The 12,687-nt window shown below is 58.7% G+C and carries 11 protein-coding genes; all 11 read right to left on the bottom strand.

The features are described from left to right. Window position 1: 1 nt before the first annotated feature. The 11 genes from hypF to ppsA all read right to left on the bottom strand — a co-directional run bounded on the left by hypF (window position 2) and on the right by ppsA (window position 12,241). The gene (gene hypF, locus ETAA8_RS11010) at window positions 2–2,239 is read right to left on the bottom strand and encodes a carbamoyltransferase HypF (RefSeq protein WP_238397800.1); all 2,238 of its coding nucleotides are present in this window, start codon (window positions 2,237–2,239) and stop codon (window positions 2–4) included. 26 nt (window positions 2,240–2,265) lie between these two features. Then, window positions 2,266–2,946, bottom strand: coding sequence for a hydrogenase nickel incorporation protein HypB (hypB, locus tag ETAA8_RS11005; protein ID WP_145088069.1), 681 nt, complete (start codon window positions 2,944–2,946; stop codon window positions 2,266–2,268). Then, entirely contained in the window at window positions 2,943–3,314 is a 372-nt protein-coding gene (locus tag ETAA8_RS11000) for a hydrogenase maturation nickel metallochaperone HypA/HybF (protein WP_145088068.1), read from the bottom strand. Before ETAA8_RS11000 ends, hypB begins: the two co-directional genes overlap by 4 nt. Then, entirely contained in the window at window positions 3,307–3,810 is a 504-nt protein-coding gene (locus ETAA8_RS10995; RefSeq protein ID WP_145088067.1) for a hydrogenase maturation protease, read from the bottom strand. The genes ETAA8_RS11000 and ETAA8_RS10995 overlap by 8 nt, the downstream gene beginning before the upstream one ends. Then, window positions 3,807–5,114 (bottom strand): Ni/Fe hydrogenase subunit alpha, encoded by a 1,308-nt coding sequence (locus ETAA8_RS10990; RefSeq protein WP_145088066.1) that lies wholly within the window; start codon window positions 5,112–5,114, stop codon window positions 3,807–3,809. The genes ETAA8_RS10995 and ETAA8_RS10990 overlap by 4 nt, the downstream gene beginning before the upstream one ends. After that, window positions 5,111–6,409: an acetyl-CoA hydrolase/transferase family protein gene (locus ETAA8_RS10985; protein ID WP_145088065.1), complete on the bottom strand. Its 1,299-nt coding sequence runs from the start codon at window positions 6,407–6,409 to the stop codon at window positions 5,111–5,113. Before ETAA8_RS10985 ends, ETAA8_RS10990 begins: the two co-directional genes overlap by 4 nt. Next, on the bottom strand, window positions 6,406–7,185 hold the full coding sequence (locus ETAA8_RS10980; protein WP_145088064.1) for an NADH-quinone oxidoreductase subunit B family protein: 780 nt from the start codon (window positions 7,183–7,185) through the stop codon (window positions 6,406–6,408). The genes ETAA8_RS10985 and ETAA8_RS10980 overlap by 4 nt, the downstream gene beginning before the upstream one ends. Continuing rightward, window positions 7,185–8,060, bottom strand: a complete 876-nt coding sequence (locus ETAA8_RS10975) for an FAD/NAD(P)-binding protein (RefSeq protein ID WP_145088063.1) — start codon at window positions 8,058–8,060, stop codon at window positions 7,185–7,187. The genes ETAA8_RS10980 and ETAA8_RS10975 overlap by 1 nt, the downstream gene beginning before the upstream one ends. Further along, window positions 8,057–9,181, bottom strand: a complete 1,125-nt coding sequence (locus ETAA8_RS10970) for a 4Fe-4S dicluster domain-containing protein (RefSeq protein WP_145088062.1) — start codon at window positions 9,179–9,181, stop codon at window positions 8,057–8,059. The genes ETAA8_RS10975 and ETAA8_RS10970 overlap by 4 nt, the downstream gene beginning before the upstream one ends. After that, window positions 9,174–9,674, bottom strand: coding sequence for a Crp/Fnr family transcriptional regulator (locus tag ETAA8_RS10965; RefSeq protein ID WP_145088061.1), 501 nt, complete (start codon window positions 9,672–9,674; stop codon window positions 9,174–9,176). The genes ETAA8_RS10970 and ETAA8_RS10965 overlap by 8 nt, the downstream gene beginning before the upstream one ends. Before the next feature lie 161 nt (window positions 9,675–9,835). Then, a complete protein-coding gene (gene ppsA, locus ETAA8_RS10960; RefSeq protein ID WP_145088060.1) occupies window positions 9,836–12,241 on the bottom strand; it encodes a phosphoenolpyruvate synthase in 2,406 nt (801 codons plus the stop codon). Between the last annotated feature and the right edge of the window lie 446 nt (window positions 12,242–12,687).

The raw sequence follows: 12,687 nt of genomic DNA, 5'->3' as shown, positions 1-12,687 counted from the left end.
TTCACCTGCTGTATTGATTTTCAAGTTGACTGGAAGCGATCGCCAATTGTCCGGCAGCGAGACCACCATCATTCACCGGGATCAGTCCCGGTAGGCCGATTAATTGGCCCGTTTGTGCAAACATTTCGACGAGCAATTCGACGAGGATGCGATTCTGAAAACAGCCGCCACCTAAGACAACCGGGCTTTGCGGATACCGACGCGCGACCGCCAACACGGCCTTCGCTAAACCACGATGAAACCGCATCGCAATCACACCCGGTGCGACTGCGGCTTGTAGATCGCCCAGAATTTGCACCACGGCTGGTCGCCAATCAAGGACGCACGGCCTAGTCCCCTGAAGAGGCATGGGGTAACAACCGGCAGCAGTGCGATCACAGACTGCCTCCAGCACCATGGGCCCCTGTCCCTCAAATTGTGCGACCTCCACTCCGAGCAACAGCGCGGCGATACCATCAAACAAGCGTCCGGCGCTGGTCGTGACGGGTGAGAACCGCGGATTTCCTATCAGAGGCAGGAGCACTTGGGGAGATCCGGCCTGAAATGCGAGTTTCGAGGCGCGTTCACTGCCGACAGCGCGCTGTGCCAATGACACAGCAACCCGCCACGGCTCGCGAACGGCACGTTCGCCTCCGGGCAGGTCGAATGGTAACACATGGGCAACGCGTTTGAACTCAGCGGATGTGGCCAGGAGAAACTCGCCGCCCCAAATGGTTCCATCGTCGCCGAGTCCAGTGCCATCAAAGGCCACGCCCAAAACGGCTCGGTCCAGCCAGCGATGCTCGACCATTCCGGCAACAACATGCGCATGATGATGTTGCACCTGCATGCAAGGAAGCGGCTGCGTCGCGGCCCAACGTTTTGAGTAATAATCGGGATGCAAGTCGCCAGTAAGCGCCACAGGCGACGAACCAAATAGGTTCTGCAGATCGGCAACATGAGTCTCCCAGCGCTCACGTTCAGCGGCAGAATCCAAGTCGCCGACATGAGGCCCAAGCACGCCTTGCGCACCATTGCTGATTGCAATGGCAGCCTTGTGATGCCCCCCAATCGCCAGGAGCGGCTTCGGCGAATGTACTTCTAAAGGCAGTGGCGCAAATCCGCGTGCCGAACGCAAGACCGCAACTCGCCCCGCTATGACGCGGACCACGCTGTCGTCAACGGGTCGCCGAATGGGGCGGTTATGCTCCAGCCACAGGTCGGCAATGGCTGCTAGGCGGATATGCGCCCCTCGGTGCTCGAACGCTAGCGGATCTCCTTCTCGGTTTCCGCTGGTCACGACGAGTGGCCGCCCGCAGGCGATCAGCAGCAGATCGTGCAAAGGTGACGTGGGCAGCATCAGCCCCAGCGTATCAAGTCCGGGTGAGACACCGTGAGCAAGTTCGTTCCCCTGCTGCTGATCTAAGATGACGATTGGCCCCGCAGGTGACGCGAGCGCCTGACGCTCGGTCTGGTCGCACCGCGCGAGGCGCAAGGCCTGTTCGACACTCGCGACCATGACCGCGAAGGGTTTGCCGTTGCGCTGTTTCCGAGTTCGCAGTCGATTGACGGCTGTCTCTGAGGTGGCATCGACAATGAGTTGATACCCGCCGAGTCCCTGCAAGGCGACGATCTCGCCGCGAAGAATGGTCGCGGCCGCCGCTTGGATCGCGTCTCTGCCGGTGGCGATCGTTCGGTCTGTGTTGTCGCAACACCACCAGTGCGGTCCACAAGCCGGACAAGCGGTCGTCTCCGCATGATACCTTCGATCTGCAGGCGAATTGAATTCCCTCTGACAGATTGGGCAAAGGGTGAAGTTCCGCATGGTTGTGTGAGCGCGTTCATACGGCATTTTCTCGATGATCGAATACCGAGGACCACATGCCGTGCAACTGGCAAACGGGTATCTCGAACGCCGGTCCGTAGCGCTTCGTGTTTCGCGAAGACAGTCTTCACAAGCGGCGAGATCTGGGGGCACGCGTACTTTTAGCGCGCCTGAAACTGATTCACTCCGAATGGCGAATGTCTTGCACATGGGAGGTTCAATCGGCGCGCACTCCTGGCTTTCTACGATTGCGGCGCGGGGCAGTCGTTGGGGAAGTTCGCGGATGAACTGTTCAACTTCATCGGAGGTGCCCCCCACGACGATCTCCACCCCGCGACAGGTGTTGCTCACCCAACCCATCAAAGACAACTGGCGGGCCCACCGCGCAATTGCGGGTCTTACACCCAGACCCTGGACCCGGCCGGTCAACGTCACATGAACTGCGCTAGGCAATACATCCGTCACGGGTGCTGGTCTCGCTTCTGCAGCATTGCATCCCGTTGTTGTTCTAGATATTGGCACCACTCCTCAATGCCGCGGCCATCGAGTGCGCACACGTTGAAGACATCGAGATTCGGTTGAATGCGCTGCGCATCTTGCACGGCCGATTCGCTGGAGAAGGGAACGTGCGGCAGCAAATCGAGCTTCGTGATGACCATTGCCTGACTCGTGCGAAACATCTTCGGATACTTGCCTGGCTTGTCATCTCCTTCTGTCGTGCTGAGCAAAACCACTCGCAAATGTTCCGCTAAATCGTGTGAGGCGGGGCATACTAGGTTACCGACGTTTTCGATGAACAGAAAATCGACCTGCGGGTCGCCGAGCTGCACCAGACCGCGTTTAACGAGCGGCAACTCTAAATGGCAGGCTCCGCCCGTGGTGAGTTGCACGGTGGGAACATAGCGCGCAAGCCGCTGCGCGTCGCGGTCTGTTTCGAGGTCTCCCACGAGCACTGCCATCGTGCGGCGGCTCTGGAAGTATTGCGCGGTTGCTTCCAGCAGCGAAGTTTTCCCTGCTCCGGGAGACGACAACAAGTTGACCGCAAGCGTCCCGCGCCCCGCCAGTCGGGCCCGTTCCGCAGCAGCGTCGGCCCGCTCTTCTGCCAGCACATCTCTTCTGACGACGATCACTTGTTTGCTCATGTCGTACCTTTGATCATTAACGCCGCATCATCCACGGTGACGCTCACCAGTTGCAATTGGTCCCCCGCCACCACTTGCACAGCACGACCACCGCACAATCGGCAGTAGAAATCGAAATCGGACAACTCCGACTCGGCCGCGCAATCGCGGCAACGTACCACGAGCGGCGTTCGCTCGATCACCAGTCGTGTGGGTGCGAGTTCGTGGTCGCTGGCCAGTTGTTCAAAAGCACTTTCCAGCAAGGTGGCCTCGATCCCCGACAGCGGCCCAATCTGGACCCGCACTTCCAAGCAGTGCCTCGCGCCGTTCGCGTGGCAGATACCGGTCGCCTGCTGCAGCAGCTTCCTGGCAAACGACCATTCATGCATGGCTGATCGGCTCCGACTTGGAAAGCGTCATTTGCAGGTCATCGCTTATGAGCTTCACGATCTTGGGGATGGCGGATCGCACTGCACTGCTGAGCGGAGCGCCCGGCGAGGTGTCGCCAAGTTCTATTCCCCACACAATGACTTGCTGCGGTAGTCTCTCCAACTGCTCCGCTAGTGAGAGCACGAACGGCAATGTTAGATCGTGCGAGCCGCCGCGCTTGCATGTGGCCAGAGATTCCGTTGGCCACTGCCACCGATAAATGTCACCCGGCGCGCCGTCAGCCTGGCAAGCATCGCAGATGATGAGCTGATCTAAGTCCGGTAACCAGTCGAGCAGTTCAAGAGGTTGACTGGCCGTTTTGACCTGCAGCTCACCCTGCATCGCAACCGCAAGTTCTCGCATCACGGCCCAGCCAATCTGGTCGTCGCCATGCGGCGACCCGATGCCCACGGCGAGCTTGCGTGGCTTCGAAGCACGTTGTCCACTGTCGGTCATGACGTGCCTCGCTCAATGACGACGCGCAGGAAGTGCGTGGAACAACTGATGCAGGGGTCGTAGCAACGTACGAGGTTCTCGCTCTTGCGAGCGACGATTTCGTCTGGTTGCGCGATAATGTCGGGCAGCCACTGCCTCAGGTCCAACTCGATTTGCCGCTGATTCTGCGACGTCGGAGGCACGATCTTGGCTTCACACACGAGGCCGGCCTCGTCCACGCGATAGCGGTGATAAAGGAGTCCGCGAGGGGCCTCGGTGGCGGACCAACCCACACCTGGACGATATTCGTACGGAATTCTCGTGGGCTGCGCGGGCTGATAGCTTCGCAATATCGAGAGCGCTTCTTCAAAGGCGTGAATCAGTTCCAGGCCGCGGGCGACAATACTCTGGAAGGGATTGAGACACGGCCAAACCAGCGGCAATTCGTGCGCCAGGCGGCGGGCCGTCGGTGACAGTTGTTCCAGGTTCAAAGCAATTCGTGCGAGCGGTCCCACGAGGTAACTCGTACCACCCGTGCGAACACAATGCAGAGCGGTCGAATGTGCCACTTGCCGTTCGATAAATTCCGTCTCGAAATCGGAGACCGGCGCCGACCAGCCCGATGATCCCGAGATCACACCTTCATTCATCGGGTACTCGTCGGGATGTGTAAGTGAAACCAACTCGTAGTTGCAGGTAAGGTCAGGAAACTCGAATCCCGCAACCCAGCGCGTCGTTTCTACGGCCGCCTCGACCGCCCATTCGAACTGAGGGATTAACTGCTGCAGCGCCTCGCGCAAGGGCGAGCGATAAAAGCCCCCCACGGCAACATTGATGGGATGAATGGCCCTGCCGCCGAGAGCTTCCAATAGCTGGTTGCCGATCTTCCGGAGTCGTAAGCCGCGATTTACCTCATCGGGAAAGCGTTCGGCCATCTCCAGACCACTCTCGAAGCCGAGAAAATCGGGGGCATTCAGCAAGTAAATGTGCAGGGCGTGGCTTTCGATCCACTCGCCACAATACAGCAACCGCCGTAGTCGCCGAATCTCCGGCGTGACGCTCACGCCGAGTGCGCATTCCAGCGCATGCACGCTGCTCATCTGATAGGCCACGGGGCAGATGCCGCAAATTCGGGCGGTGATGTCGGGAACCTCTTCGACGGACCGGCCGCGCAAAAATGCCTCAAAAAAACGAGGTGGCTCGTAAATTTGCAATTGCACATCTTCGATCACACCGTTGCGCAAGCGCACCTGCAGGCCGCCTTCCCCTTCCACTCGCGTGAGTGCTTCGATCTTGATGGTCCGAGTCGATTGGTCAGGCGTCATGGCGTGAGCCCTCCAAAGTGACGGAGCTGGTTGAGTTGCTGCCGCAACTCGCCACGAAAGTCGGGATGCGCAATCGCGATCAGCGCGTCACCCCGCTGCCGCAGCGACAGTCCATGCAAATTGACAGCACCGTACTCCGTGACGACCCATTGCACATGTCCACGGGTTGTCACGACACCCGCTCCCGGCGCTAGTTCCGCCACAATCCGCGACACTGTACCTCTCACGGCCGTGGAGGGAAGTGCGATGATCGCATGCCCACCCGGCGACATCGCCGCGCCGCGGATGAAATCCATTTGACCGCCAATTCCCGAATAGATGCGATGTCCGATCGAGTCCGCACAGACCTGCCCAGTAAGATCAATTTGCAAAGCGGAATTCACGGCCACGAGTTTGTCGATCTTGCGCAACAGGTTCGTGTCGTTCGTAATGTCGCAGGGATAGAACGCCACTTGCGGGTTGTCATCTACAAAATCAAACAGTCGCCGAGTGCCCGTGACGAAACTGGTCACGATCTGCCCTGGATAGATTTTTTTGCAGCGGTTCGTAATGACACCCGCGTGAACCAGATCAACGATTCGATCAGAGAACATTTCCGTATGAACGCCCAAGTCGCTTTTGCTGCCTAAGCGGCTCAGCACTGCATCGGGAATTGCACCTATTCCGGTTTGCAGCGTGGCACCATCCTTGATCAACTGAGCGATCTGTTCGCCGATCGCGGCTTCGACAGGTGTTTCCGGCATCGGCGGGTGTTCGTGCAGCGGGCGATCCGTTGCGGTCCACGCCGCGAATGATTTTAGCGGCACGACACTGTGGCCGTGCGTGCGCGGCATCTGGCGATTGATTTCGGCGATCAGCAGCGGCGCGCAATCGGCGGCGGCGCGGGCTGCATCCACCGATGTTCCTAACGAACAGAACCCATGCTTGTCTGGCGGCGAAACCTGCAGCAGCGCCGCATCGAGACGAATCCGACCGCTTTGAAACAAGCCCGGGATATCGGACAAGAACACCGGAATGAAGTCCGCCTGCCCGTCCTGAATGGCTTGCCGAACCGGGCTGCCGGTGAATAATGACACCGACTGGATACGGCCGTGACAGGCCGGTTCTACAAAGGGCGCCGGACCAGCGGTATGCATATGATACAGCCGCACATCGGTAAGATCGCAGCGGCGGCACAGCGCTTCGAGCAGAGGAGTCGGTGTCGCTGACGCGCCATGCACGAAGATATTCATGCCGCTCTGCAGTTGTTCGACTGCTTCCGACGTAGTGACGGCGGGATCGAGGTATTGGTTCATGGTGAATCCTGCAGCCGTTCACTTTCTTGGCGGAACTCCTCAGAGTAGCCATTGAAACTCCGCAGGCTGTGGATCACTTGTTCGCGTGGAACTCCCGTCGCCGAGAACTCCGTCGTTAAGCTGATGAGGTTGGGCTGTGCCGCGGGACCATAACAGCCGTAGCAGCCGCGATTAAACGATGGGCAGATGGCGCCACATCCCGTATGAGTGACCGGCCCCAAACAGGGCTGACCTTGGGCGACCATCACGCACACCGTGCCCCGCAGTTTGCAGTCGAGACAAACGGTATGTCGTGGCACGCGCGGCTGCCGACCCGCCAACAATGAGGAGAGGACGTCGACGAGTTGGTTTTGGTTGATCGGACAACCACGCAACTCAAAATCGACCTTTACATGGGCGGCAATCGGCGTGGAGTGAGCCAGCGATGAAATGTATTCAGGAGACGCGTAAACTGCCTGCAAGAACTCCTGATGGTTGGCCCAGTTCCTGAGCGACTGAATGCCACCGGCCGTCGCGCAAGCGCCGATCGTGACCAGATACGCCGACTGCCGCCGCACCTCCCGGATGCGTTCCACGTCATGCGGCGTGGTGATGGAACCTTCCACCAGCGTCACGTCGTAGGGACCGTCCGCGATTCGGCTGGTCGCTTCAAGGAAGTGAACAATCTCCACCTTACCGGCAAGTTCCAGCAACTGGTCTTCGGCGCTCAGCAACGATAATTGGCACCCATCGCAGGACGCAAACTTAAAGACCGCGAGTTTCGGTTTGCCGCTCATCACAGTCCCTCGACTTTCAGCCAGGACGCGACTCGATCGTAGCGGATCACGGGTCCATCTTTGCAGACGAACTCCGGCCCTAGTTGGCAGTGGCCGCAAAAGCCGACCGCGCATTGCATGTTCCGCTCCAACGAGACCCAAACTCGCGATGCGGGCACGCCCCGCCGTAATGCACCCTGCGCCGCGAACCGCATCATCACTTCCGGGCCACAACAGAGCACCACGCATTTGGCTGGATCGAAGTCACTGAGTTGCTCGACCAGCACCGTCACCACGCCGACATTGCCCTGCCAACCCGGAGCAGCACGGTCCACGGTCACTTCGACAGAAATACCGCTCGTAATCCAGTCCGGATATTCCCGCTCGTATAAGAGCAGTTCTGGAGAACGTGAACCATAGAGCAGCCAGACTCGACCAAACTGTCCACGCTGCCGCAGCAAGTGGTAAATCGCTGGCCGAAGCGGTGCGAGTCCCAGGCCACCAGCGATGATGAGCACGTCGCGCCCCACACATTCCGCTAAAGGCCAACCGCTGCCGTACGGTCCGCGCAGACCTAATGTATCGCCGAGCTTTAGTCGCGCGAGCGTCTTCGTTACATTTCCCACCGCGCGCACTGTGTGTGCCCAGGTACCGGCACTTTCCGGATCGGCGCTCAGGGAGATGGGTACTTCGCCAGCGCCGGGCAAATACAGCATGTTGAATTGCCCGGGTTGGAACCGGTAGGTTGCGCCGCGCGCCTCGTTAACAAACGCCAGGTGATAGGTGGCGACACCCTCCACTTCGGCAGTGATCTCGCGAATGACCGCCGTTTCTGACAACCAGGGATTGGGGTTGGGAGCAGATTCACAGTCGAATCGGGTTTGCGCTGCACTCACTGTGTTGCTCCGCGGATGGCCGCCACTTCTTCAGTCAGATCAATGCCCACGGGACACCACGTGATGCACCGTCCACAGCCGACGCAACCGGAAGTACCGAACTGGTCGATCCACGAGGCGAGCTTATGCGTCAGCCATTGCCGATAGCGAGACCGAATCTGATCTCGCACCTCCCCGCCGTTCATATAGCTGAAGTCGATGCTGAAGCACGAATCCCATTTTCGTTGCCGCTCCACATGGTCGCCGGAAAGGTCCGCAACTTCCTCGACCGAAGCACAAAAGCACGTTGGACAGACCATCGTGCAGTTGCTGCAGGAAAGGCAACGGCTGGCGACATCATCCCAGCGTGAATGATTGAGATTGCCCAGCAGCAAATTCCGAATACCGTCCGTGTTCAGGCTCCGCTGAATCTGATCCACGGCCTGCTGGCGGGCGATTTTTGCCGCACCCAGGTCATCGGCCTCTACGGGGCGGGTCTCCAAGTCAGCGACGATCGCTGCTCCCTCGGGCGTTCCTGTTTCGACGACGAACCCCTCAGGCAATTCGGTGAGCGCGATATCGTAGCCCGACTGGCACTCTGGTCCGGTATTCATGGAAGTGCAAAAGCATGTGGGGGCAGCTTGCGTACAGTTGACCGCGATGATGAGCGATTGTGATCGCTGACGTTGGTACACAGGATCAACAAAGGAGCCATTTAAAAATACGCGGTCCTGCACTTGAATGGCGGCAATTTCGCAGGCCCGCACACCGAGAAACGCCTGCTTCGGCGGTGAATCGTCCGCCGACTTGAACTGCCAGCCGTCAGCCGTTTTGTCGGCTTTGCTGACGGTCGTCAGTGGTGGAAAAAGATAACGCTTCCAGGAGTGCGGACCGACCACAAAGCCAAACCATTGTTCGTCGTCACGCCGCACAATGCGATACTTGCCAGGGGCTTGCTCATCGGTCCAGCCGCGCGGCAAGTCCTCTACCGACCGGATGGGAGCATACACAATCGCTTCCTGGTCAATTGTTGGACCGAGTACCTGATATCCCCGTTCGGCCAGCACGGCGAACAATCGGTTAAACGCTGCCTTGGCCAGATACCGCGGCGGCCTATCGTCTGTTTCTTGAGACTTAGCCATGCGGTTCCTCCTTGACAGAAATCTGTTGCGCATCAGTTGAGCAGAGGTCCAACAATTGCAACCTGGTCGCCACCAATCGCCGAGCCAACGCGTTTGCCAATTGTTCCATAAACCGATAGCCGAATTCGTGGTCTTGCTCAAATAGCTCCTTGAGTTTGCTTACCGGCAAGGCGAACGCCGAAGTCTCCTCTAACGCAGTTGCCGAAGTCGTCATCTCACCCGTTCCCAACATAGCGGACCAGGCGACAAGCTGCCCGGGCCCTAAGGTCAGAATGGGGATGCATCCACGTCCCGGCACGCGCATTTGTAACTGCACCTTTCCCCTCTGCAGCACAAACAACTCAGCGCAGTGTGCCCCTTCGTGGAACAGCAGTCCGCCAGCACCGTACGAGCGTAGCTCGGCCAGTTGCGCCAGTTGGCGCAACATCGTTTCTGGGAGTTTCGAAAACAACCCCAGTTCAGACAGGTTCTTATAAATATCTTCCAGCGCCATTATGACCTCGCTCCCAAAGTGATGATCCGGACCGCATCTGGATCTTGAGGTCCATTGCCAGGCAGAACCAGAGGGTCGTTCGGCTGGAATCGAAAGTCTACCGCCGGAACAGCAATGAATGTTGAGTTTCGGCACACGGCGAGGAGCGTTGCTCCAGTTCTCTAGGAGCTCTCTTTTTCTAGGATTGCCAGTGTAGTTTTAAGGACGGTGTCCGGGTTAAGCGAGATGCTGTTGATGCCTTGCTCCACCAGGAACTGTGCGAACTCGGGATAGTCGCTCGGCGCTTGTCCGCAGATGCCAATCTTTCGACCCCGTGCGCGGCACGTCGCGATGACTTGGGCGATCATCTTTTTCACCGCGGCATTGCGCTCGTCGAAGATGGGCGCAACAATATCACTATCGCGGTCCACGCCCAGAATAAGTTGCGTCAGATCGTTCGAGCCAATGCTGAAGCCATCAAAAATGTCCGCGAACTCATCGGCAAGGATGACATTGCTGGGGATTTCACACATCACATAGAGTTCGAGGTCGTTCTCTCCTCTTCGCAGGCCATGTTTGGCCATTTCGGCTTGCACGCGACGGCCTTCCTCCACGGTGCGACAGAAGGGAATCATCAGCTTGAGATTGGTGAGCCCCATCTCGTCTCGCACTTTCTTCGCAGCGCGACATTCCAACGCGAACCCGGCCTGATAGCGCGGATGGTAGTAGCGACTCGCCCCCCGAAAGCCCAGCATCGGGTTTTCTTCGACCGGTTCGTAAGCTTTGCCGCCGATGAGATTCGCATACTCGTTCGTTTTGAAGTCGCTTAATCGCAGGATGACGTCCTTGGGATAGAACGCTGCGGCGAGCATCGCGACGCCCTGTGCCAGCTTATCCACAAAGAATTGTGGCTTGTCGGTGTACCCTGTCGTGAGTCGCTCGATCTCAGCTTTGGCGGCCAGGTCCTCGAGTTGCTCGAAGTTCACCAGAGCGAGCGGGTGAATCTTGATATAGGTCGTGACGATGAACTCCATTCGCGCCAGTCCGACGCCTTCGTTGGGGATGAAGGAAAGCGCAAATGCTTCTTCGGGATTAGCCAGGTTCATCATGACCTTCGTGCGCGGATGGCCGAGTGTCTTCAAGCTGGTGCGCTTCACTTCGAAAGGCAACTCACCCTCGTAGACGAAGCCCGTGTCCCCTTCGGCGCAGCTCACGGTCACCAGTTGGCCGTCTTTGAGCGCATTAGTGCCATGATCCGTGCCGACAATCGCCGGCACGCCCAATTCGCGGCTGACAATCGCCGCGTGGCAAGTGCGGCCCCCTCGGTTGGTGATGATGGCGGCCGCCTTCTTCATGATCGGCTGCCAGTCGGGGTCAGTCTTGTCGGTGACGAGGACTTCTCCTTCCTGAAACTGACCGATGAACTGTGCGCTCTTGATGACCCGCACTCTTCCCGTGGCTACTTTCTCGCCGACGCTGCGTCCCGTGATCAGCACTTTGCCGCGCTGACCCAATTGATAGGACTCCAGCACGTCAGGATTCTTTTGCGACTGCACCGTTTCAGGCCGCGCTTGCACGATGAACAACTCGCCGGTGCGACCGTCCTTGGCCCACTCCAAGTCCATTGGCGCCGGCTGGCCTCGTTTCGCGGAATAGTGGTCTTCGACGATGCATCCCCAGCGCGCGAGTTCGAGCACTTCGTCGTCGGTCAGAGACAATCGCGCTCGATCTGCGGGTGGCACCGGAACATTCTTGACCATCTTTCCGCCACCCACGTCGTACACCAGCGCAAACTCCTTGCTGCCGACAACCTTTTGCAGGATGGGCCGGTGGCCGGTCTTCAACGTCGGCTTGAAGACGATGAACTCGTCGGGAGTGACCGAGCCTTGCACCACATTCTCACCCAGGCCGTAAGCCGAACTGATGAGGACGGCGTCGCGGAACCCTGACTCCGTATCAATGGTGAACATCACGCCGGAGCAGGCGAGGTCGGACCGGACCATCCGTTGCACGCCGATGCTGAGCGCGATCTTAAAATGGTCGAAACCTTTGTCCACGCGATAGCTGATGGCGCGATCCGTGAAGAGCGAAGCAAAACAGCGCTTGCACGTCTCCAAGAGCGCCGTGATCCCCTGCACATTGAGATACGTCTCCTGCTGCCCGGCGAAGCTAGCATCGGGGAGGTCTTCCGCGGTGGCCGAAGAGCGAACGGCCACATCCAGCGGCACATTGGTATTCCCCTGTAAGCGGCGATACGCCTCGGCGATCTGGTCCTGCAGGTCCTGCGGCAGTGTCGCGCTGAGAATGGCCTGACGCACGGCGTGCCCGCGCTCGCTCAGGTTAGCGGTGTCTTGCGTGTCGAGGTCGAAGAGCGTCGCGCGAATCCGTTCATCAATCCGGGCTTCGCGGATGAAATGGCGATAGGCTTCGGCCGTGACGGCGAATCCATCGGGCACTTTCACTCCCTTGCTCGTGAGTTCGCGGACCATCTCCCCCAGTGACGCGTTCTTGCCGCCGACGATCGGAATGTCGCCGATGGTGATATCGGCGAACCACATGATGTAGGGCTGTTCGGTGCGATGATTCATCGTGGGGCGCGCTTCGGGAGGAGAGATTCGAGAAGGAAATGTATGTTAGTCGTCGGAAAAGCTGACGAGTTCGTGCATCCGATGTGTGAACTTCACTGCGTAAGTAATCAAGGACCTCCTGCCTCACGTGACGTAATCAGCAACGTGTCGCCCCTAACTTTCCTCAGCAACACGCTCCGCGCGTCTATACCCTTGACGATCACGTCGGTTGCCCAGGGCGTCGCCACAGCCTGCAGAATGCGAATAATTGCAGATGACGTGCCTGGCACTGCTGGATTGCAACTTTCGGGCAAATTCACGGCAAAAATTCGCACTTTAGTGGGTCGCGCGCTCTCGCCGACTGCCCCAGCGCGCCCTCCCGCACAGTAGGGCCGCGCGCACTCCGTGTCATCGCACACCTCGAATGTCTAATTGGTTCGAAGCCAAGTCTCGTGGAACCAGTAACG

Source organism: Anatilimnocola aggregata, from assembly GCF_007747655.1.
In the GTDB taxonomy this organism is placed as follows: domain Bacteria; phylum Planctomycetota; class Planctomycetia; order Pirellulales; family Pirellulaceae; genus Anatilimnocola; species Anatilimnocola aggregata.
This window is presented reverse-complemented; position numbering and strand designations above follow the sequence as displayed.

Bases quoted from the DNA above. Each gene is read 5' to 3' on its own strand.
- ETAA8_RS10990 (WP_145088066.1), bottom strand. From the start codon at position 5,114: ATGACGCCTGACCAATCGACTCGGACCATCAAGATCGAAGCACTCACG.
- ETAA8_RS11000 (WP_145088068.1), bottom strand. From the start codon at position 3,314: ATGCATGAATGGTCGTTTGCCAGGAAGCTGCTGCAGCAGGCGACCGGT.
- ETAA8_RS10985 (WP_145088065.1), bottom strand. From the start codon at position 6,409: ATGAACCAATACCTCGATCCCGCCGTCACTACGTCGGAAGCAGTCGAA.
- ETAA8_RS10995 (WP_145088067.1), bottom strand. From the start codon at position 3,810: ATGACCGACAGTGGACAACGTGCTTCGAAGCCACGCAAGCTCGCCGTG.
- ETAA8_RS10980 (WP_145088064.1), bottom strand. From the start codon at position 7,185: ATGAGCGGCAAACCGAAACTCGCGGTCTTTAAGTTTGCGTCCTGCGAT.
- hypB (WP_145088069.1), bottom strand. From the start codon at position 2,946: ATGAGCAAACAAGTGATCGTCGTCAGAAGAGATGTGCTGGCAGAAGAG.
- ETAA8_RS10965 (WP_145088061.1), bottom strand. From the start codon at position 9,674: ATGGCGCTGGAAGATATTTATAAGAACCTGTCTGAACTGGGGTTGTTT.
- ppsA (WP_145088060.1), bottom strand. From the start codon at position 12,241: ATGAATCATCGCACCGAACAGCCCTACATCATGTGGTTCGCCGATATC.
- ETAA8_RS10970 (WP_145088062.1), bottom strand. From the start codon at position 9,181: ATGGCTAAGTCTCAAGAAACAGACGATAGGCCGCCGCGGTATCTGGCC.